General features: G+C 71.0%; 24 protein-coding genes. 13 read left to right on the top strand and 11 right to left on the bottom strand.

What is annotated here, in order from left to right; genetic code table 11:
* Positions 1 to 3: 3 nt before the first annotated feature.
* The 4 genes from DRB96_RS45920 (at position 4) to DRB96_RS14305 (ending at position 3020) form a co-directional block, all read left to right on the top strand.
* Entirely contained in the window at positions 4 to 138 is a 135-nt protein-coding gene (locus DRB96_RS45920; protein ID WP_275431893.1) for a hypothetical protein, read from the top strand.
* Positions 139 to 192: 54 nt separating this feature from the next.
* Positions 193 to 972 carry an alpha/beta hydrolase gene (locus DRB96_RS14315; protein ID WP_112448814.1) on the top strand — a complete coding sequence of 260 codons (780 nt, stop codon included), beginning with the start codon at positions 193 to 195 and terminating at the stop codon, positions 970 to 972.
* Positions 973 to 1191: 219 nt separating this feature from the next.
* Complete coding sequence (locus DRB96_RS14310; protein WP_112448813.1) at positions 1192 to 1575, top strand: hypothetical protein; 384 nt, start codon at positions 1192 to 1194, stop codon at positions 1573 to 1575.
* Positions 1576 to 1736: 161 nt separating this feature from the next.
* Positions 1737 to 3020 (top strand): lipase family protein, encoded by a 1284-nt coding sequence (locus DRB96_RS14305; protein ID WP_112448812.1) that lies wholly within the window; start codon positions 1737 to 1739, stop codon positions 3018 to 3020.
* Positions 3021 to 3090: 70 nt separating this feature from the next.
* Here DRB96_RS14305 and DRB96_RS42925 read toward each other — a convergent pair whose 3' ends face one another.
* The 3 genes from DRB96_RS42925 to DRB96_RS14290 all read right to left on the bottom strand — a co-directional run bounded on the left by DRB96_RS42925 (position 3091) and on the right by DRB96_RS14290 (position 5608).
* Positions 3091 to 4188: a hypothetical protein gene (locus DRB96_RS42925; RefSeq protein WP_162688396.1), complete on the bottom strand. Its 1098-nt coding sequence runs from the start codon at positions 4186 to 4188 to the stop codon at positions 3091 to 3093.
* Between the two features lie 81 nt (positions 4189 to 4269).
* Positions 4270 to 4527 carry a hypothetical protein gene (locus DRB96_RS44570; RefSeq protein WP_239516069.1) on the bottom strand — a complete coding sequence of 86 codons (258 nt, stop codon included), beginning with the start codon at positions 4525 to 4527 and terminating at the stop codon, positions 4270 to 4272.
* Positions 4528 to 5227: 700 nt separating this feature from the next.
* The gene (locus DRB96_RS14290) at positions 5228 to 5608 is read right to left on the bottom strand and encodes a PPOX class F420-dependent oxidoreductase (protein ID WP_239516070.1); all 381 of its coding nucleotides are present in this window, start codon (positions 5606 to 5608) and stop codon (positions 5228 to 5230) included.
* Positions 5609 to 5695: 87 nt separating this feature from the next.
* On the opposite strand from DRB96_RS14290, the gene DRB96_RS14285 reads away from it, so the two are divergent.
* From DRB96_RS14285 to DRB96_RS42920, 3 genes are all read left to right on the top strand, one after another.
* The gene (locus DRB96_RS14285; protein ID WP_112448808.1) at positions 5696 to 6388 is read left to right on the top strand and encodes a DUF6585 family protein; all 693 of its coding nucleotides are present in this window, start codon (positions 5696 to 5698) and stop codon (positions 6386 to 6388) included.
* A gap of 106 nt (positions 6389 to 6494) precedes the next feature.
* The gene (locus DRB96_RS14280; RefSeq protein ID WP_162688524.1) at positions 6495 to 6800 is read left to right on the top strand and encodes a hypothetical protein; all 306 of its coding nucleotides are present in this window, start codon (positions 6495 to 6497) and stop codon (positions 6798 to 6800) included.
* A 13-nt stretch (positions 6801 to 6813) separates the two neighbouring features.
* Positions 6814 to 6978 carry a hypothetical protein gene (locus DRB96_RS42920; protein WP_162688525.1) on the top strand — a complete coding sequence of 55 codons (165 nt, stop codon included), beginning with the start codon at positions 6814 to 6816 and terminating at the stop codon, positions 6976 to 6978.
* 45 nt (positions 6979 to 7023) lie between these two features.
* Here the strand turns inward: DRB96_RS42920 and DRB96_RS14275 are convergent, their stop codons facing one another.
* The 3 genes from DRB96_RS14275 to DRB96_RS14265 form a co-directional block, all read right to left on the bottom strand.
* Positions 7024 to 7485 carry a hypothetical protein gene (locus DRB96_RS14275; protein ID WP_112448806.1) on the bottom strand — a complete coding sequence of 154 codons (462 nt, stop codon included), beginning with the start codon at positions 7483 to 7485 and terminating at the stop codon, positions 7024 to 7026.
* Positions 7486 to 7763: 278 nt separating this feature from the next.
* A complete protein-coding gene (locus tag DRB96_RS14270) occupies positions 7764 to 8210 on the bottom strand; it encodes a hypothetical protein (RefSeq protein WP_112448805.1) in 447 nt (148 codons plus the stop codon).
* A gap of 168 nt (positions 8211 to 8378) precedes the next feature.
* Positions 8379 to 9188, bottom strand: a complete 810-nt coding sequence (locus DRB96_RS14265; RefSeq protein WP_112448804.1) for a sulfite exporter TauE/SafE family protein — start codon at positions 9186 to 9188, stop codon at positions 8379 to 8381.
* A gap of 97 nt (positions 9189 to 9285) precedes the next feature.
* Between DRB96_RS14265 and DRB96_RS14260 the strand changes: the two genes are divergently transcribed.
* A complete protein-coding gene (locus DRB96_RS14260; protein ID WP_112448803.1) occupies positions 9286 to 9963 on the top strand; it encodes a class I SAM-dependent methyltransferase in 678 nt (225 codons plus the stop codon).
* Between the two features lie 65 nt (positions 9964 to 10028).
* On the opposite strand, the gene DRB96_RS14255 is transcribed toward DRB96_RS14260, so the two are convergent.
* Together DRB96_RS14255 and DRB96_RS14250 are read right to left on the bottom strand one after the other, a co-directional pair.
* Positions 10029 to 10565 carry a hypothetical protein gene (locus tag DRB96_RS14255; RefSeq protein ID WP_112448802.1) on the bottom strand — a complete coding sequence of 179 codons (537 nt, stop codon included), beginning with the start codon at positions 10563 to 10565 and terminating at the stop codon, positions 10029 to 10031.
* Positions 10566 to 10707: 142 nt separating this feature from the next.
* Positions 10708 to 11682, bottom strand: coding sequence for a WYL domain-containing protein (locus tag DRB96_RS14250; protein ID WP_112448801.1), 975 nt, complete (start codon positions 11680 to 11682; stop codon positions 10708 to 10710).
* 143 nt (positions 11683 to 11825) lie between these two features.
* On the opposite strand from DRB96_RS14250, the gene DRB96_RS14245 reads away from it, so the two are divergent.
* Positions 11826 to 12221, top strand: coding sequence for a RidA family protein (locus DRB96_RS14245; RefSeq protein WP_112448800.1), 396 nt, complete (start codon positions 11826 to 11828; stop codon positions 12219 to 12221).
* Positions 12222 to 12347: 126 nt separating this feature from the next.
* Here DRB96_RS14245 and DRB96_RS14240 read toward each other — a convergent pair whose 3' ends face one another.
* Positions 12348 to 12959, bottom strand: a complete 612-nt coding sequence (locus tag DRB96_RS14240) for a hypothetical protein (protein ID WP_162688526.1) — start codon at positions 12957 to 12959, stop codon at positions 12348 to 12350.
* 131 nt (positions 12960 to 13090) lie between these two features.
* Here DRB96_RS14240 and bla point away from each other — a divergent pair, with 131 nt between their 5' ends.
* Positions 13091 to 14014, top strand: a complete 924-nt coding sequence (bla, locus tag DRB96_RS14235) for a class A beta-lactamase (protein ID WP_204357720.1) — start codon at positions 13091 to 13093, stop codon at positions 14012 to 14014.
* A 41-nt stretch (positions 14015 to 14055) separates the two neighbouring features.
* Here bla and DRB96_RS42915 read toward each other — a convergent pair whose 3' ends face one another.
* Positions 14056 to 14439, bottom strand: coding sequence for a VOC family protein (locus DRB96_RS42915; protein WP_162688527.1), 384 nt, complete (start codon positions 14437 to 14439; stop codon positions 14056 to 14058).
* Between the two features lie 551 nt (positions 14440 to 14990).
* On the opposite strand from DRB96_RS42915, the gene DRB96_RS14215 reads away from it, so the two are divergent.
* The 3 genes from DRB96_RS14215 (at position 14991) to DRB96_RS14205 (ending at position 18333) form a co-directional block, all read left to right on the top strand.
* Positions 14991 to 15920: an endonuclease/exonuclease/phosphatase family protein gene (locus DRB96_RS14215; protein ID WP_112448796.1), complete on the top strand. Its 930-nt coding sequence runs from the start codon at positions 14991 to 14993 to the stop codon at positions 15918 to 15920.
* Between the two features lie 98 nt (positions 15921 to 16018).
* Positions 16019 to 16762: a peptidase inhibitor family I36 protein gene (locus DRB96_RS14210; protein WP_112448795.1), complete on the top strand. Its 744-nt coding sequence runs from the start codon at positions 16019 to 16021 to the stop codon at positions 16760 to 16762.
* Positions 16759 to 18333, top strand: a complete 1575-nt coding sequence (locus DRB96_RS14205) for a phosphodiester glycosidase family protein (RefSeq protein ID WP_112448794.1) — start codon at positions 16759 to 16761, stop codon at positions 18331 to 18333. Before DRB96_RS14210 ends, DRB96_RS14205 begins: the two co-directional genes overlap by 4 nt.
* 292 nt (positions 18334 to 18625) lie before the next feature.
* Here the strand turns inward: DRB96_RS14205 and DRB96_RS14200 are convergent, their stop codons facing one another.
* Positions 18626 to 20233: a phospholipase D-like domain-containing protein gene (locus DRB96_RS14200; RefSeq protein ID WP_112448793.1), complete on the bottom strand. Its 1608-nt coding sequence runs from the start codon at positions 20231 to 20233 to the stop codon at positions 18626 to 18628.
* Between the last annotated feature and the right edge of the window lie 147 nt (positions 20234 to 20380).

The following is a 20380-nucleotide window of genomic DNA, read 5'->3' as shown; positions in this document are numbered from 1 at the left end:
CCCATGAGCATCATCATCACCGTCCTGGCGTGGAGCCCTCTCGCGGTCTTCCTCTACTGGGTACTGGCCGAGGTCATCCGGGGCTGGGGCGAGCCGCGGGGCCCCGACGACAACGACGGAGTGGCGGACGAGGCCTGACGCCCGCCGGTGGGTTTCGCGCCGTCCCAGCGCCCGCGCGCTTAGCATGCGGGCATGGAGATCCATGTGGGCCAGGTGGCGCTCCACTACGTGGAGCACGGGACCGGGCGACCCGTGCTGGTGCTCCACGGCGCCGGAGTCGACCACCGCGAGACCGAAGCCTGCTTCGAAGTGGTTCTCGACGGCGTCGCGGGTCTGCGGCGGATCTATCCCGACCTCCCCGGAATGGGCCAGACCGTCGCTCCCGAAACGCTGCGCAGCGCCGACGACGTCCTCGACACGCTGCTCGCCTTCGCGGACGAGGCCGCGGACGGCGCCCCGTACCTCCTCATCGGGCACTCGGCGGGCGCGTACTTCGCGCAGGCGATGGCCGCGAGGCGCCCGGCGGAGGTCGCCGGTCTCGCGCTCGTCTGTCCGCTGCTGCCCGGACTGCGCGACGTACCGGAGCACCGCGCGGTCGCCGGATCGGGTGAGATCGGCGACGACGTCTTCCGGAGCTACTTCGTGATCCAGACCCCGGAGATGCTCGACCGGTACGAGCGTTACGTCGCCCCGGCCGCGGCGCTCGTCGACCAGGCGGCGCTTGAGCGGATCGGCGAACGGTGGACGCTCGCCCCCGTTCACGCGGCGGCGTACGCGGGTCCGACCGTGATCGTGGCGGGCCGGCTGGATTCGACGGTCGGGTACGCCGCCGCCGCCGACCTCGTCGACCACTACCCACACGCCTCGCTCGCCGTGGTCGACGACACGGGACACGCGCTTCCCCACGAGCGACCGGAACTCCTGCGCGCCCTCCTCCTCGAGTGGCTCACGCGCGTCGAACGCTCGAGCTGACCTGCCGCTGACGCCGCCTGCTCGTCTGGTCGTCTGGTCGTCTGGCCGTCCAGAGGTCCTTCACGACGAACTCCTCTACGGCGCACAGAGGATGCGGGGACCTCCGCGGCGCCGTGGCCAGTCGGTCGCATCGACGTCTTGCCGGTCAACCCCGGGACCGCAAGCATGACGTGCACACGCCAGACACCCCCATCCACTCGCTGACCGATGGAGAAGACGATGCGCAGACACAAGACCGCCGCCGCCCTGGGAACCCTGATCCTCACCTTGGCCAGCCTGTTCGTCGGATCCGCCGGCACGGCCCAGGCGGCCGCCCAGTCCTGTTACGGCTCCGGCCGGAGCTACGCGAGCGACGAGGGCAATTACTGGCCGCACGGAGACGCCCTCGCGGTCTCGACGTCGAACTGCAGCGACATCAACGTCAAACCCGGCTCGGGTACTTACGTGCGCACCTGCTTCGTCCCCTCCAGCGGCGGCTGGTACTGCAACGGCTGGCGCTGGATCAACGGCGGGTCCTGGGGGCTTGCCGCGACCGACGTGAAGGACGGAACCAAGTTCTACCTGGCCTTCGACCGCCACTCCACGGGATCCGTCGCCTACTGATCCACGCCGACGGAACACCGACCGGGGTGCGGGGGGTCGCCGAAGAAGCCGTGGCGCGGCTGCTCTTCGTCGGCCCTCGCACCCTCCGCGGGGCGCCCGCCCGGTCGGGGCCTCCCTCTCGCGGCGCCGAACGGCAGCCGCGCAAGCGAAGGAGATCGTCCTTGACGCACGGACAGAGCACACGGCCGGACCCCCGGAGCGGACGCGGCAGGAAGCCGGCGGCGTGGGTCCGGGCTTCGCGCTGGGCCCTCGCCTGTGCGACCGTCGCCGCGCTGGCCCTGTCAGGCTGCACCCGGGCCGGCGACGACCGGATCCCCGACGGGCCGGCCGCGACCACGCCCGTACCCGAGGGCGACGCGTTCTACGACCCTCCGAATCCGCTGCCCCCGGGCAAGCCCGGCACGGTGATCCGCCAACGCCCCTTCGCTCCACCGGAGTCGACGCTGACGCTGGCGTCGCACACCTTTCTGGTCATGTACCTGAGCACCGGGACCAACGGCAAGCCGGTGGCCGCGAGCGGGCTGGTGACCGTACCGGACGGCCCCGCGCCCGCCGGGGGACGGCCTGTCGCCGCGGTGGACCACGGCACGATGGGCATCGGCTCGCTGTGCGGCCCGTCCCGCATGCCCGCCTTCGCCGGGCTGGAGGACTCCAGCCCGGTCGCGAAACTCCTCGCGCGCGGATTCGTCGTCGCGCAGCCCGACTACATCGGAGTGGGGGTGACCGGGGTCAGGCACCCGTACCTCAACGGCAAGTCCGCCGCGTACGCCACTCTCGACATCCTTCGCGCCGCTCGCGGGATCGACCCGGGTACGGGCGCGACGAGCCTCGTCTACGGCGGATCGCAGGGCGGGCACGCGGCGCTGTGGAGCGCGCACCACGCCGCCGAGTACGCTCCCGACGTCGACCTCAAGGGCGTGGTCGCCAACGCGCCGGCGGTCGGGTTCGAGTGGATGCCCGACCTGTTCGCCCAGCAGAGTTCGATCGCCACTCCCTACGCCGGGATGCTGCTGCTGCTCGTCAACGGGGCCTCGGCGGCCGACCCTGCGGTCAAGCCCGCCGAACTCCTCACCCCCGACGCGCTGGCCGCCGCGGACCACATGTGGACGGAAACCTGCATCTCCGGGGACACCGTGATCCCGCCCGCCGAGAACATCCTGCGGCCCGGCGCCGATCTGGGACCGCTCAACGCCGCCCTCAAGGCCAGCGCCGCCGGCGAAGTCACCACCAAGGTCCCGGTGCTGCTCCCGCAGGGGGGCAACGACGTACTGAGCAGTCTCAACCAGGGGCTCGCCCGGCAGCTGTGCGACAAGGGCGTGAACCTGGACTTCAAGCACTACCCCGACCAGGGGCACACCCTCAGCGACGGCCCGCTGGACGATGCGGTCGCCTGGATGGACGCGCGGCGCGCCGGTACGCCGGTCTCCGAGAGCTGCGTGTTCTGAAAGGCGCCGACGAGCGAGCGTGGCCGCCCGGCGGTGGAGCGTGAGCGCGCGTGTCCGGCGCCGGCCGCTGTCACCGCCCGGCGCCGGGGTGGGCGATGCCGAAGAGGACCACGGCCAGCTCGTCGGTCACCCTCTCGACTTCCAGGACCTGGGTGCGGACCGGTTCGGGCAGGTGCGCCCGCTCCCACAGGGCCATCGGCTGGTCCGCGGGGCGGGCCGCCCACAGTCGTTCGAGGTCGGCTGCCGCATGGGCCAGTGATCCCGCCGCGTCGTGCGCGACGGAGCCGACGGCGCCGCCCAGCGGGTCACCGGCCGATCCCCGCGGGCCGAACGGCGCGAACTCGGGGACCTCTCCGAGGGTGAGGACGGTGGAGGTGATGTGGGGCATCCGCAGCACCCGCTGCACCCAGGCCGGACCCGGCACCCCCCGGGGCAGCCTCGGGAAGTCCGGGGCGGCGACCAGCGTGCGGTGCACGAGCTCCGCGTACCGGCGGTGCTCGCGCGCAGGCGTCCAGGCCCCTCCTTCCAGGGCGAGCTCGAGCCTGCCGATCTGCGCACGGGCGTGATCCACACCGCCCTTCCATTCCGGCTCCAGGTCCGGGATCCCGGCCGCCCTCACCGCGCGCGCACGGTCACCGAGCAGCAGCAGCGGGGGCGGCGGGCTCGCACCCCCGGTCCCCTCCAGGTCCAGGTCCAGGTCCCGGTCCCGGTCGTTCTCGCCGTGCGCCACGACGTGATCCTCGAGGACCTGGCGGGCCCGGCGCTGACGCTTCGCATCCCCGACCAGCCGGAGCCAGCCCTCCTCGGTCCGCGCCCGCGCCTCGCCGGTGTCCAGGGCTCCTTGGTGGAGCCGGCCGGTGTGGACGCCGTCGACCCAGCCGAACAGCTCGGGCAGCTCGACGTCGTCCACCAGGACGTCCGCCTCGCGGGCGGCACGGCACACCGCGAGCGCCAGCAACGCGACGACGGGCATCCACCGCGACGTGAACTGCGCGCCGTCGGGCGCGTCCGGGCGGCCCGGCCGCGGTCCCGACGGGCCGGGCACGGACCGGTTGTCGTAGCCGGTGTGCCACACCACCAGCGCACCGCAGGTCATCACGGCACGCCGCCACGCGGCCATCCCGTACGCCGCCTCGTTGCGCCGCTCCCAGCCCTGCCCCTCAGCCACGACCCGTTCCCTCCGCCGCCCCGACCACTCCCGCCACCCCGAAGGCTACGTACACCGGGCCCGGCGGGCTTCCGTGGAGGGCTACCGGGCGGCCTCGTATTCCTTGGCGAGCGATTCGGCCGCCTTGGCTCCGCCCTTGGCTTTGAAGTCGGCGATGACCTGGTCCCACTCCGACAGGGACAGCTCGACGAGCTGCTCACCTCGTACGGCGATCTCGACATCGTCTGGCTGGACGGGGAGTTCGAGCACACCGAGGACGAGTGGCGCTACGGGGAACTGCGCGAGCTGATCCGCGAGCGGCAGCCGCACGCCCTGGTCAACGACCGGTGCAAGGGGCACGGTGACTTCACCACCCCCGAGCAGCAGCTGCCGGTCGTCGCGCCCGCCGGCCTGTGCGAATCCTGCATGACCATGAACCAGACCTGGGGACACGTTCCGTCGGACGACACCTGGAAGTCCCCCCGGGCCATCCTGCACACCCTGGTCGAGGCGGCTTCGATGGGCGGCAACCTGCTGCTCAACGTGGGGCCGACGGGCGAGGGCGAGTTCCCGCCGCAGGCGGTGGAGCGGCTCGACGCGCTGGCGAGCTGGATGGAGCGGCACGGCGAGAGCGTCCACGGGACGCGGGCCGGGCTGAAGCTGTGGCAGTTCCACGGTCCCTCGACCGTGCGACGGCTGCCGGACGGCGGCAGCCGCCTCACCTGCACCTCACCATGCGCCCCTACGAGCAGATCACGGTGCGCGGGCTGCCCGTCGCCCGGGTCCGTGAGGTCACTGTGCTGGGGACCGGATCGGCCCTGGCCTGGGCGGTCCAGGCCCAGCGGCCCGATCACTGCTCGCACCTCGCTCGGCGGCACATGGGCGGGCCCCGGCGAGCGGACGATCGCCGACTGGCCGGGCCCACGACAGGCCGACGGCGGTAGGCCCGGCGCTCCAGTTGGAGCGATCAGTCGCCGTGCCGAACCCGTCCCGGGTGCGCCCGGTTGCGCCCGGGTGTCCGCCGCGCTCGGTGCGGCGGACACCCGGGCGTCCGCGATGCTCAGACGGAGAAGCCCGTGACCTTCCGCGGGGTCACCCGGACGATCAGCCGGAGCACCTCCTCCGGCTCGGCCGGCGGGTCCTCGCCCAGGTACTTCTGCGAGAGCGTGCGCGGCAGCGACCTCTCAGGGTCGTCGAGCAGCTCGACCGTGCCGCGGATGTCGACGGACCGGTACGGGTTCGCGGTGTCGAAGACCGTGAGGCTGACCCGTGGATCCCGTGCGAGATTCCGCGCCTTCTGGCGCCCGGCCGTCGTGGAGAACAGCACCGTGTCCCCCTCCCTGGCGATCCAGACCACCGATGTCTGCGGCCCGCCGTCGCGGTTCAGCGTCGCGACGGTGGCGAAGTTCCTCCGGTCGAAGGGCCCGCCCCCCAGGAACACAGTGCGTGCCCGACGATGTCGCCGCCCCGCCGCCATGGCAACATGGCTAACTTGATTCCTTGTCAACTCACCTGAGCAGAGGTCCACATGGAAGAGAAGGACACGTACGAGCACCCCACGCCGGAAGCCGCGGCGCTCGCCGCCCAGCGCGGGCTCGGGGAGTGGCGCCGGACGTTTCGGCGCAAGCCGAGCTGGGTGGCCAAGAAGCACAACGAGTCGCGGCTCTATCTGTACGACGGCGGGGTGGTCGTGCGGACCGCGCGGATATCCCGGGGGGACGACCTCTTCGAGGCCGCGTACGACTGGGGGACGCTGCGGGTCCTGCGGTACTTCAGCACCCGGGGGGACGCCCGGTACACCCTGCTCGACACGGGCGGCGTCGCGCTGAACATCGGCCCCGGGACCCGGGTCTTCCTCAAGGAGGACAAGCAGGCTCTCGGGATCACCTCGGTGGTCGAGGGCACGATGTTCGTCTGGCCGAGGTCGTGGGGGGAGTACATCGAGGAGTGTGTGGTGCGGGTGCAACTGCCCGGCGTGCTCGGGCGGATCGAGCGTGGTGAGACGGTGGACTTCGGGCCGTACAAGGTCGACCGGCGGGGGGTGGCGGGCCGGAAGCACGCGGCCGCCTGGTCGGAGATCGTCGACATCTCCGCGTACGACGGCACCCTGATGTTCAACAAGAAGCTCCGCAAGATGACCGTGGACAGCGTGCCGCTGCAGAACATCGCCAACGCGAACCTGTTCCTCAGCGTATGCCAGCGCTTCAAGGCCCAGGGCTGAGGGGAGGCGTTCCGTGACGGACCCACAGGACTCTTCGTCGCCCCGGCCTTGGGGAGATCCCCGGGAGGCCCTCCGGGAGGACCGGACCACCGTCCGGTTCCTCTTCGTGCTCGCGGTGGTGTTCTTCGTCATCGCCGCCTTCGTGGACTGGCCGACGGACAAGGCCGAAGTGTGCGGCAAGCTCGGCGCGTTGCGGTCGGCGAGCGGTTCGATCGAGGACGAGATCGGCGATCTGAAGGACGCCGCCGAGGACTACCGCGGCACGGATCAGGACGCGGTCCGGGCCGACGCCGACCGGATCGGCGACGACCTCCTGGACGGCTCGGGCCTGAAGTGGCTCGACCGGGCCGATATTGATCGCGCCACCGGCTCGATCCGCGCGCTCTGCGGCGCCGAACCCACCAGCGGCTGAGGGAGAGTACGACATGACCGACGGGACGACCACGGGCATCGACGTGCAGAGCATGGTGCTGGCCGTACTCACTCTCGCGCTCGGGGTGGCGGCGTTCGTGCTGACCACCGCCTGGGTGCTGCCGATCCTGATCATGCTCTGCGGGGTGCTCGCGCTGTTCATGGCCCGACAGCGGTAGTCAGGCGCCGCACCGGATCAGGATCGGCCTGCGCACGCGGGGGGCTCAGCAGGTGATGGTGACCTCGTGGACCACCGGCTGGGCCGGACGGGGGAACGAGGTCACGCCGAAGGTGCCGCGGACGGTCGAGCCGCACGGGACGGTGGTGACCGGACCGCGCACCTGAAGGTTCGCGGAGGTGAAGATGATCCGCTTGACCTGTGTTTGGGGCGGAGCGGACCCGACGACCTCCGTGGACAAGGTGGTGAGCAGTTCCTTCGCGGCGGGCGCCGGGCGGCCCGGGGAGGGCGGGCCGGCCAGCCCGACCGTCCCGTAGAACTCGACGGTGGCGCCTGTGACCTCGGCGCACACCCGCGTGGCCAGGCCCGCCTGGAGGCCCGAGCTTCCGCAGGAGGTGGTGACGGTCCCGCCCGTGTCGGCCGGCAGGACGGGGGCGGCGTTCGCGGGGGTGATCGAGAAGAGGGCCAGACCTGCGGCACCGGCCGCGAGCAGAGCTAAGCGGTTCATCGGGGTTCGTCCTCCGTGTAATGGAGCGCCGTCCAAGGGTTCTTGGTCCGTGCTGATGCCATGTGATATTTCACATGGCATCAGAACGGAAGGTGTGCGAAAGCTGAACTCCCCCTGGCCGCATCAAGGCACTCTCGCTCCAGACCGTCGGGCCGGGGCGCCCATCGGCTTGCCCCGGCCCGCCGCTCAGAACGTTCAGGAGATCAGGTCATGGTCATGGTCATGGTCATGGTCATGGTCATGGTCAGGTCGTGGTCATGGCCAAGGTCAGGCCAAGGTCAGGTCTGGCACTGCTTCGTGACCGCTGGAGACCACCCGCTCCACGCGGCGCCGTCGGCCTTGGCGTGGACCCGGATCTCGACCTTCACGGGGCCGCACACCCTGGTCGTGCTTCCCACGGCGAGGGGGTCGAGGGCCGCGCCGGCCGGGACGTAGGTGCGACCGCTGCCCACCTTCTCCCAGTGCCCGCCGTCGACGACGCGGAAGAACGCCTCGTACGAGACGTTCAGTCCCCTCGTCCCCGTGTTGCGCGCCTTGATGTACGCCGTGATCTCCCGTGTCGGGAACCTGCCGGCGGATCCCCTCTGGGCACTGATGCAGCCGTTGACGGCCACACGGCCGGTCGACGTACCCCCTCCGCAGGCGATGGCCGCGGCGTGCGCGTCGGCCGGAAGTGTCAGCATGGTCAGCGCGACTGCGCCCAGGATCGTTCCGGTACGCCTCAAGTGCAATGTTCCGTTCCTTCTTTGAGCCCGTCCTGTCGGAGAGACCATCGCGCGCCCACGGGTACGCGGAGCAGCTTCTCGGCGAGTTTTCGCCCGAATGGGCGCAGGCGGAGGGGCGGAGCCGACCCCGACGGGCTGACGGCTCGCCGGGGGGCTTGTCCTGCCTGGTCAGGCCAGGATGTCGACGGCGTAGAAGGTGCCGACGCCGGCCGCCAAGGCGCCGAGGAGGAAGCGCAGGAAGCGCTCGGGCAGCCGGGGCTGCAGGCGGGCGCCGAGGTAGCCGCCGATCAGCCCGCCGAGGCCGCAGGCGAGACCGAGGGGCCAGTCGGGGGCGATGGAGCCGGTGGCGGTCAACGACAGCAGGCCGTAAGTGGCGGCGCCGGCCAGGGAGGTGCAGAAGGTGGAGGCGAGCGCGGCCGGTGCGACCTGCGCCACGGGCATCCCGCGGCCGACGAGGACCGGGCCGAGGATCGAGCCGCCGCCGATGCCGTAGATCCCGCCGACCGTGCCGACCGCCACCGACAGGACGACGGTCGACCGGGGCCGCAGGCCCTGCCCGCCGGTGCCGCCGGATCCGGCGGTGTGAGCGGTGTCGGCGGTCGCCCGGAGCGTGCGGGCGATGAGCCACAGGCCCAGCGGCAACAGCAGGATCGCGACCAAGGCCCGGAAGACGGTGGGGCCCGGCACTGCGAAGACGCGGATGACCGCGCCGAGGACGACCCCGGGGAGCGTCCCGGCGAGCAGGAGCCGGGTCAGCCGGCCGCGCAAGCGGCCGTCGCGGTGGTAGCGGAGCAGGGCGCCGGGACCGGCGACCACGTTGTAGAGGAGGTTCGTCGGGGTCACGGCCGGATTCGGCACGGCCAGGACGCTGAGCTGGATCGGCAGCAGGAACACCGCTCCCGACACGCCGACCGGCGCCGTCACCACCGCGATCAGCAGCCCCGCCGCGAACCCGAGCAGCCCTGTCGACCAGTCCACCCGCAGCCTTCCGCTCCCGCCCCGGTGAACCCTCGGGGTCATGCGTTCCCAACCCCCGCGCCGACGCCGTGAGATCCGTTCGCCGTATGGTTGGCCGATGCCCCGACACCGTATCGACCGCCCGGCCGACCTCGACGTGGTCCGCGAATCCTATGACCGGGTGGCCGACAACTACGCCCACATGGTGGTGACGACGGGAATCGGCGACATCCGTACCCATCCGTGGCTCAAGGCGTCGATCGATGTCTTCGCCGACACCGTGGGCGGGCTCGGGCCCGTCCTCGACGTCGGCTGCGGACCCGGCACGGTGACCGCCTACCTCGCTGAACGCGGACTCGACGTGTCCGGCGTCGACCTCTCTCCCCGCATGATCGAGAACGCGCGCCGGCTCCATCCGCAATGCCGCTTCAGCGTCGCTTCCGCCACCGACCTCGACCTGGGTGAGGCCTCCCTCGGCGGTGTGCTCGGGTGGTGGTCGCTGTTCAACCTCCCCCGGGACGTCCTCCCCCAGGTTCTCGCCCTGTTCGCGCGCGCCCTGAAACCGGGCGGGCACTTCATCACCGCAACGCACGTCGGCGACGAGGACGCGAAGCGCACCGAGGCATACGGAGGCGTGCCCGTCCGTTGGACGACACACAAGTGGCGGCCGGAACAGCTCGTGGACCTGATCGAGCAGGCCGGCCTGCGCCCGGTCGCCGAACTCCGGCTCCCCGCGGACGAGCACACCGGGCCGGGTCTGGTCATCATGGCCCAGCGCCCCGCGCGCCCCGCCTGAGGTGGGCGTCTTCTGGTCGTTCGGGGCGGCCTGACGGCGTCCTTCCTCGTGCAGCCGGTCGACGGTCAGTCCCCGTCCGCACTGCCAAGGGCGTTGACGATCAGGCGTGTGGCGTGGTCTCGGTCGTCCGTGAGCCGGTTGATGTGCTCCGCGAGGAGGAGCGCGGTGGCTTCCAGGGGGTTCATCTCCTCCTCGGTCCAGTCCCCGTACTGCTTGCGCCAGAGGCTGGGGCTCAGGCCGGTGCCTGCCGCGATGACCATGCCGGCCATGGTGGGGATGGCCTCGGGGCGCACGCTCCGGGTCATCGTGCGCATGGTGGCCACCAGGTTGGGGACCACGTACTCGATGACGTCCTTGTCGTGTTCCTCGTACGCTTTGCGCAGCCACGTCATGAACATGTAGATGAGCGTGCACGCACCGTCGAGCAGGTCATGGGCTTCGTCGGGTCCCAACGATGCGATGAACCGGTCGGTGAGCAGGCGCTGTTCGGAGCTGGTCTCGGCCTTCTCGTCGTAGATCGCTTTGAGGCGGGAGTCGATCACCATGAGCGCCGCGCCCACATCGCCGGCCGGAGCGTACTGCGGATCGCAGGACGATGGCATGGGAGTCCTCCTCGGTGTCGGCGGCATACCTCGCTCTCCGTACGGTAGGCCGCCCGGCGGGCGGGGGTACGGCGAATCCTGGATCATCCGACGCCGGCACGGCTCCGCCGCCGGCACCCCCGACCGCCAAGCCCCGGCTCTTTCAGGACGGTTCGCCGTAGCGGGCGGCCATCGCGGCGGCCCGCTCGCGCAGGGAGGCGCGCAACGACTCCGGGGCCAGGGCTTCCGCGTCCGTGCCGAGCTGCCACAGCGCCCATACGGCGTGCCGGGAATCCTGGAGGGTCACCTCCAGCCGCAACCAGCCGTCCGCGTCTGGTTCTTCCGCCCGGACGGCCAGCGCGGTGTCCAGCAGTTCCTCCCGCCGCGCCGGGTTCACCCGCAGCCGCACGGTGAGGTGGTCGCCGTCGGAGAGGAACCGTGCGGAGCGCTCCCGCCAGATCCGGTCCAGATCGACCTGGTTCGGCCGCTGTGCCGGTTCGGGGAGTTCCTCGGCGGCCAACATCCGTGACAGCCGGTACGTGCGGTCCGCGCCGGCTCTCGAAGCCAGCAGGTAGCCCCGCTCGCGTACGGTGACCAGGCCGATCGGGTCCACCGTGCGCCACTGCGGCTCCTGGCCCGTGGCCGCGTAGTGGATGCGCAGCTTGTGTCCGGCGAGCACCGCGCGCCTGACCTCGATCATCGTGGTGTCGGGTACCCGCTCCATGACCAGCCGGCGCGAGAGCAGGTCGGTCTCCGGGTCGACGAGGAGCCGCTGGGCCCCGTCGTTCGCGGTGGCCCGGTGGCTTTCGGGCAGGGCGTCGACCACCTTGCGCATGGCCGAAGCGAGCGCCGAGCTGAGGCCGAACACCAGCTCTCCGCGCCCCGAGCCGGCGGTCAGCAGGGCGAGGGCCTCGTCGTGGTTCAGCCCGGTGAGCTCGGTCTGGAAGCCGGGAAGCAGTGCGAAACCGCCGTGCCTGCCGCGCTCGGCGTAGACCGGGACGCCGGCCGCGGACAGCGCCTCGATGTCGCGCAGCACGGTGCGGGTGGACACCTCCAGCTCCCGGGCCAGCGTGTCCGCTGTCATCCGGCCGCGCCGGCGCAGCAGGAGGACCAGTGAGACCAACCGGTCGGCGCGCATATGAGAACTCTATCGAAATACATGACGAAGGATGTCGTGATTTGTTGCGAGGCTCGGTGACACGACGTCGAAGCCGACGGCTACCGAGCCGGCGGGCGGGCGCGGCAGGTACTTCCCGCGAATCGAATGGAGCTGAAGTGGCAGTGGAACGAACGGCGATCAACCCGGTGACGTGGTCGCAGGACCTGGGGTTCAACCAGGGCGAGGTCGTCTCCGGGCACACCCGGACCCTGTACATCTCGGGGCAGACCGCGATGAGCGGCGACGGAAAGCCCCAGCACGACGGTGACATGGCGGCGCAGTTGGCGCTGAGCATCGACAACCTGGAAGCCGTGCTCGGCGAGGCCGGCATGTCCCTGGCGGACCTCGTCCGGCTCAACGTCTACACGACGGACGTCGACCTGCTGTTCCGGCACTACGGCGTGCTGGCGGCGCGGCTGGGGGCCGCCGGGGTGGCGCCGGCCTCGACGATGCTCGGAGTGACGCGCCTGGCGATCCCCGGCCAGCTGGTCGAGCTCGAGGGAACCGCCGTCGCGTAGTGCGACCTCCCCGCTCCTGCACCTCGCGCCGGTCTCACCGGTACGAGGAGCAGGAGGACGGGGTCCGGCGGACGGGCGGACCGGCGGGCCGGCGGACACCGGGGGCGTCGAACGCCTCGTACGGGGTCAGCCGTCATCGCGAGGGCCGATGACCTGCTGCCCGATCTGCTCGGCGATCCAACGCGCTTGGCGCTCCCCGTGGTCGTTGCGGCGGACGACGACGAAGACGGTATGGGTACCGGCCGCCACCTCCAGGTCGCGGGAGTCGCAGTTGAGCACGAGCGCCACCGCGGCGTGCGTGCCCTCCCAGTACACGTCCCGACCCGGCGCCTCCGGCCACTCGAGGTGCCGCCAGGAGATCTCCGCCGGGTGCGGGCCGATCACTTCGGAGAAGCCGTCCTCGACGGTTCCCAGCGGTCGGTCCTCCATCGAGACCGTGAGCGGCAAGTACGCTTCCGCTCCCGCCAGGCCGTCGGGCAGGTCACGGGCTCCGACCGGGTACGTCAGATCCGGCACGCCGGGCAACGGCTCACCGGGCGCGTCGATGTTCCAGCACATGAACACGGACTCCGGCAGCGCGTCGCGCAGGCGCAAGACCTCTGCCAGGCTGGGCACGCAGGCTTCCACCGTGACCTTCGACTGCGCGGAGACGCCGATGGCGACCGCCTGGCGGGCGGCTTTCAAAGCTGCCGCGAGGTCAGGGGTGCGGAGAACAGGATACGAAGTGCCGTTTGACATGGGACGACTCTGCCACGGGCCCGAACCGTCGGCCATCTTGTTTCGCCTTGGCCTAGGTCCCGGCAAGGCGGGGCGGGGCGGGGCGGGCGTGGAACGGTTGAGATCTTGGTACGGAGGGGAAGAGGACGACCGTGGACACCACAGGACAGACCCCGTCCCGACGCACCCTGCTCGCGTGGGGGGCCGGAGCGGCACTGACAGCCTCCCTGTCGGCGGGCGGGAGCGCCTCCGCCTCCGCCGCGACCTCGACCGCCGTCGCGCAGCGGCTGGCGGAACTGGAACGGGCGCACTCCGCCCGGCTGGGCGTCCACGCCCATGACACCGCCACCGGCCGCACCGTGGGGTACCGGGCCCGGGAGCGGTTCCCCCTCTGCTCGGTCTTCAAGACCCTGGCCGTGGCCGCCGTACTGCGCGACCTCGACCGGGACGGGGAGTTCCTGGCCAAGCGCATCCGCTACACCGGGCAGGAGGTCACCGGCGCCGGCCACACCCCGATCACCGGCAAGCCGGAGAACCTCGCCGACGGCATGACGGTCGGGGAGCTGAGCGACGCCGCGATCCGCTTCAGCGACAACGCCGCCGCCAACCTCCTCCTGCGCGAGCTGGGCGGCCCGACCGCCGTCACCCGCTTCGCCCGGTCGATCGGGGACGCCACGACGCGTCTGGACCGGTGGGAGCCGGAGCTGAACACCGCCGAACCCTGGCGGATCACCGACACCACCACCCCGCACGCCATCGGGCGGACCTACGAGCGCCTCACCCTCGGCACCACGCTCGCGCCGGCGGACCGACGGCGGCTCACCGACTGGCTGCTGGGCAACACCACGGGCGGCGAGCGGCTGCGGGCCGGTCTGCCGCCGGCCTGGGCGGTCGCCGACAAGACCGGGGGAGGTGCGTACGGCACCAACAACGACGTGGCCGTCGCGTGGCCCCCCGGCCGCCCGCCGCTCGTCATCGCCGTCCTGACGACCAGGTCCCACCGCGACGCCCCGGCCGACAACCTCCTGATCGCCCGAACCGCCGAAGTCGTGTCAGCGGCCCTGGCCGGAAGGTGATCGCACCGGCCGTACCGTCAGCGTCACCACCACCGCCACCGTCAGGAGTTCGTGGCGGCCCGGTCGGACCCACTGCGCAGAACGCAGAACTCGTTGCCCTCGGGATCGGCCAGGACCGCCCAGCCTGAACCGTCGGGATTCCTGTGATCACCGACGAATGCGGCACCGAGTCCCAGCAGCCGGTCCACCTCCTGATCGCGCGAGGTCTCGGGGCGCAGACACAGATGGATCCGGTTCTTGACCGTCTTGGTCTCGGGCACCTCGTTGAAGTAGAGCGCCGGCCCCTCCGCCAGCAGCACCTGGGTCTCCCGGTCCCCCGGTCTGGCATCCGGATCCATCGGACGGCCCGTCACACCGCTCCAGAACCGGGCCAGCCCGTAGGCATCCGCACAGTCGATCGCCACGTTCTGCACTACTGAAACCATGTGCCCAGCTTTCCCGACTTCCCCTCCGGGCGCCACTGAGATCCACTCCAGTTCGCGCCCACGCCACGCACCCCGGGCACCGGTATGACCGCTGGTCATCAGCGTTTCACGGGGGCGCCGTTGTCAGTGGCGGCGGTTACGTTCGGGGTGTCGCGCAGGCCTCCGAGCCGAAGGTGGCCCGGTCCTTCCTGGGCAGCCGCGTCAAGCGGACCCTCTTCGAGGTGACGCCCGCCCGGGCCGTCGGGATCAGCAACTTCTCCGCCTTCACCAGGGAGGAGGAGTACATCCTCACACCGGGCACGCAGCTCGAGGTGACGGACGTGCCTGACCGACCGCGGGGGCCGGCCGTCCTTGGCGGCGGCCGCCCTCCACCGGCTTCCTCCCGGGGCATGAGCGATGCGCTCGGCCTGGTGACCCGTAGTGGGACGGGCCTCCCCCCTGAAGGGAGCCGCAGCCACCCCTACACCTGCCTTCGGAGCATCCGGGCGCGCAGGTCACGGGGGCAGACTTCCGAGTGCCCGCCAGCCACCCGGATCTGAGGAACCATCACCATGCGTCTGCGCACGACACTCGCCCTGACCGGAGCGCTCTGCTCGGCCCTCCTGCCGGCCGCCGCGGCCCATGCCGACACGCCGAGCGCGAAGACCTACAACGTGTGGCAGTGGAACGTCGCGGGCGACAGCATTCACGACGGGTCGACCACCGACAAGCTCGTCACCGAGGCCACCGCGTCCATCGAGTACCGCAAGGCCGACTTCGCGGGCTTCAACGAGCTCTGCCAGAACCAGTACGACGAGATCGTCAAGCAGCTGCGCGCCGACGGGTGGCCCGAGGACCCGCAGAACTTCGCGCGCTTCGCCCCCAGCCGCGCCGCCGGAAACCCCGCCGTCTGCCAGGGCAACGCCTTCGGGAACGCCGTCTTCAGCAAGAAGCCCCTCGGCTCCGCCGACCGGCTGACGCTGCCTTCCGACGGAACCACGGAAGACCGCAACCTGCTCTGCGCCCCGCTCACCGATGGCTCCCGGACCCGGTTCTGCACCACCCACATCACCACGAAGACCGACTTCTCCGCGAGCCAGCTGGACTACGTGCGCGGCAAGCTGGACGGCTACCACACGGCCGGTGACACCGTCCTGATCGCCGGAGACTTCAACGCGCAGCCCAACTACGGGCGCCTGAACTCCTTCTACGCACCCAGCGCGAACACCGTCAACAACCCGAACAACACCGGCGCGTTCCGTGAACTCGACGACAACGACGCCGCGCACTGCGCCGGCTACGGCGAGCGGACCACGGAGACGTCCGCCACCACCCCGCCCCCGTGCGGCACCGAAGCGAAGATCGATCTGATCTTCGTCCGCGAGAGCGACCTGGCCGGCCCCTACAGCGCCGACTCCCTCGCCATCTCCACCGAGTGCACGGGCGTCAGCGCCTGCTCCGACCACCGCATCCTCACCGGCACCGTCACCGTCACCACCTGAGACGGACCGCGGCCGACGCCGCCGTTGCCCACGCGCGCCCCAGACGTGCCGTGGGGACACCCACTCGCTTTCACTTGGACGGATTCAGGTTCACCTCTATGAAGATCAACATCTTGCGCGGCTCCCTGCTCGCCGGGGTGCTGGCGCTGTTCGGCTCAGTGCTCTTCGCCCTCCCGGCCAGCGCCGCGGCCTTCGACGACTGCCTCGACAACCGGCTCTGCCTCTATACCGCCGAAGGCGGAACGACCGCCGCGGGCGACACCCGCAAGCCCCGCAACTACGAGAGCCACATCACCCCCCAGACCTACTCCGAATTCGACAACGAGACGAAGTCGGCGTGGAACAAGACCGGGTACTGGGCCTGCCTCTACACGGAGACCAAGTGGGGCGGCAGCGTGCAGGCCGTGGCACCGGGGGCCAAGGTTCCCACCCTCAGCGCCGAGCTGAAGGCGCAGGGCGCCGGCGTCAGCTCGCACAAGTTCGCCCCGAGCATGGCCCTGTGCTCCACCGGCCACGAGCGCTGCCCGGAAGACTCCCTGTGCCTGTTCAAGGAGAAGAACGGCCGCGGCGAGATGACCGCGCTGAAGCGCGACGACAACGCCTACTCGGCCGCCTGGGACAACCAGGTCGAGTCCGTCCGCAACCGCACCCAGTCGATCGCGTGCTTCTACCCCGACGCCGCGCAGAGCGGCCAGTGGACGACCACCGCGCCCAACGCCACGTACACGGCGTACACCGTGCTCCGCGGTGACACCACCAACCTGACAGCTCCGTTCGCCGACTCCATCAGCTCCCACAAGCTCGACGCGAACAGCGACTCGAACGAGGACTGCAAGCCGTGAACCACACCCCGCGCAAGCTGATCGCGACGGCCGCTAGCGTCGGCGCCATGCTCCTGCTCACCTCTCCCCAGGCCTTCGGCGCCGAACCGGCCCCGAACCCGATGACCCGGTGGATCTACCACGAGGACAGCTCCAGGCTCGCCCCGGGGGCCAACCACTTCAGGTACACCGAGGATCCGGCACTGCTGGCCGGCCGGACGGCCCCGCGCGAGCTGAACATCGTACGAATGGACCCCGTCGCGGGTGCGGTGCGCCTGGAGACCTCCTTCGGCAAGAAGGCCGGGGTCGCCGAAACCGTCCGGGACCAGCTGGCCACGGCCACCCCGCCGCTGGCCGGCACCAACGCCAGCTTCGCGTCCTACGACAGGCGCGGCGACGGTGTGGCGTCGATGATGTTCAACGGGCTCTCCGCCCGTGACGGCGTCATCAACGGGTCCAGCTGTGTCAGCGCCTTCGGCCCCGTGGACGCGAACGGGAAGTACGGCAGTGTCACGGAAGGGATGCAGGCGACCGTCCTCCAGTACGGATTCCCCTACATCTCCCGCCTGAAATCCGAGCTGACCGTCGAGGTCATGGCCGAGGCGAACGGGCCGGTGCTGGCGACACACGTCCTCGACGACGTGAACCGGACGCCCGGACGCGCCATGGGCTGCGCCCGGGACCTGGACGACGTCAACCACCAGAAGGCCGTCACGTACCTCGGGACCACGACGGCGACGACCGTCTTCCAGGACCCTGACGAGCTCATCGTGTTCAACGGGAACTACGGCGTGGCCACGCCGCCGAAGAACCTCGACACGGACCCCGCCGTGACCGGGGACGACGCCGAGGGAACCGAGATCGTCATCGACCAGACGGGCCGGATCGCAGCCCCCAAGGCTGCCCGGGGCGGAGAGAACGTGGCGGCCGGCGGCTACGCGCTGCAGGCCATCGGCACGGGCTCGGAGACCTGGCTCAAGGCGAACGCCACGGCGGGACGCTACCTGCGGGTGGTCCAGAAGGTCATCGACGTCGGGGCTCCGCCGCTCAAGTCGACGCAATCACCGACCGTGGAAGCACCACGGCCCATCGCCATGGACGAGTCCACCGACATCGTCAGCAGCACCCACGGGCTCATCAGCGACGGGGTGCCCAGGACCAACGAAGACCTCAAGACCTGCAAGCGGCTGTACGACAAGGACAACAACTCCGTGGGCAAGGTGGCGAACCGGCCCCGCCTCGACACCGACTTCTGCCGGGACTCGCGTACGTCCATCGGCGTCGACGAGCAGGGACGCACCCTGCTCATCACGATCACCGGACCGCGCGACGCGGCTCCCCCCGCCACTGAAGCGGCCGCGGACAAGACCGCGGACGGCGCCTTCATGTGGGAGGTGCGCGACATCCTCGCGCACTGGGGCGCCGTCGACGCCATGAACCTCGACGGCGGCGGCTCCACCACCATGGTGACCCACGGCGTCCGCCAGACCGGCCGCACGGACACCGTCCTTCAGGACGGAGTGCTCCAGTGGGCCGAGCGCACCCTCGGCGACTCCGTCTACGTGGGCAGGGGCGGCACCCCGCTCCCGTAGGGGCACCTCCGCCGGCCGGCGGCGCTCGGCCGGCGGAGATCAGACGCGGAACACCGACCCCACGAACTCCGTGAGGAGCCGCTCGGTGCACGGTCGGCACGGGGATCTGCCGGCATGGCGCAGATCATCGGCGAGCGGACCGGACGGTGACAAGGGACGGGTATGACGGTGGCATGAAATTTGATCACCCACCGCCGCGCGCGGGCAGGGACGTGCGTCCGGCTCCCGCCGCATGCGGGCGGGAGCCGGACCGCCGCTCGCCGGAGGGCGCGGCGTCAGCAGGCGTCGATCGTCAGCCCCGGCAGAGGCCGCGGGCGTAGTCGTACGTCGCGGTGGCCTGGGAGTACCGCCACTGCGGGTCCAGCAGGTCGCTCTTCAGCTGTGCGGCCGCGGCCGGGCTCTCGACGACGTACCCGAAGTCCTGCAGCCAGGACGGGTACAGGTTCTTGGAGCCGATGTAGAAGGCCGATCCGTCGACCGAGACCAGCTTGTGGTGCTGGGCGTACGGCTTGCCGTCCGCCCAGGTCGGCTGGTCGGAGGCGCGGAACGTGGCCAGTTGGAGGTTCTCGCACAGGGCCGTCCGCGCCCGGCCGCCGTCGCCGGTCAGGGCCGTCACCCGGCCGCGCAGGGCGTCGCTCACCTCGGACAGCGACTTGATCTGCGAGTAGCCTCCGCTGCCGATCGTGCCGCGGTTCGCCGGGTCGCTCACGACGATGCGGACCTTCACACCCGAGACGAGCTTCGCGGCCAGGGCGTCGTAGAGGCGCACGTCGTAGCGGGGCAGCGGCGGGCAGGTGGCGTGCACGTCCTGCTGGGAGATCTCGATGTGCGAGTTCGCGCTGGAGACCAGGGCGCGCAGGGCGCTCTCCTCCGGGTTGACGGTGTCGTAGTCCCGGTCGGCGTTGGTGTTGTCGTGTATCCCGATCCCGCACTTGGTGTCGCCGGCCGTGGGCAGGACCGGGCGGAAGGCCGAGGCGGGGTCGTTCTGCCGGATGCCCACGCCGAGGCCGCCGACGGCGAGCGCGGGGATGTTCCCCCCGCCTTCCGGGGAGGCGGGCCGGGGCAGGGAGGGCATGCAGTCCGCGCCGGGCGAGGCGGCGAACCAGACCGAGCTCCAGCTGCTCTTGTTGCGGCAGGTCCAGTCCCACAGGGAGTCAAGGTAGCGGCCCGCGGAGCCCGCCGCGGGTCCGGACAGCGCGAGATCGACGTCGCTCACCGGGTGGGAGGTCTCCAGGTAGTCGTCCTTCCAGCTGTTGATGCCGCCGGTGATCACCGAACCGCCGTCCACCACGACCAGCTTGGAGTGGTTCCAGGAGAAGGCGGTCTTCGAGGTGGTCATCGAAGCCACGTTGAGGGTGATGTTGCCCGCGGCGGCCGGGCCCAGCTTCGCGATCAGCTCGTCCCGGTAGGACGACGGGATCACCGTGGAGTGGTAGAGGGGTGCGGCGCCCACCAAGATGCGCACCTTCAGCCGGTTGCCCTTCTGGGCGGACTCCCTGAGGCCCGCGACGATCGCCTCCTGGTAGCCGCCGTTGGGGAAGGGCGCCAGCGTGGATATGTCCACCGTCTGCCGGGCGCCCGCGATGTCCTGGCGCATCTTCTCCAGGAGGCGGCGCGATCCGGGCCGGTCGGCGCACGCCGCGTCGCCCCAGCAACCGGGTGTCTGGAGCAGCCAGTCGGCGCCACCGGGCACGGACGAGCCGAGCCGGTTGCCGGAGGTGCGCTCCCAGACCGAGCCCTCCAGGCCCGGCGAGACCTGGCGCAGGGTCTGCTCGATCGAGTCCAGGTGCGGTGTGGGTGCGTCCGCAGCGAACGCGGTGGTGGTGGCTCCGAGGAGGGAGAAGCCGAGCGCGAGGGCCGATGCGCGGACGACGGCCTTCGTACGGGAGGTGCGGGCCAATGTGGTTCCTTGACTGAGGGCGGCTCTGGCCGCAAGCACGGTCGGCCATGGCACCGACCTTGATCAACTCACGCAAGTTACCAAGAAGTAGCCGCCCGTTCACTCACCGCAGTCGAGATCAGGCCACACGGAGCCGGGTCTCCCCCG

This window comes from Streptomyces sp. ICC1, assembly GCF_003287935.1.
Taxonomy (GTDB): domain Bacteria; phylum Actinomycetota; class Actinomycetes; order Streptomycetales; family Streptomycetaceae; genus Streptomyces; species Streptomyces tritrimontium.
The sequence above is the reverse complement of the archived record's forward strand: the minus strand, read 5'-3'. Positions and strand labels throughout refer to the sequence as shown.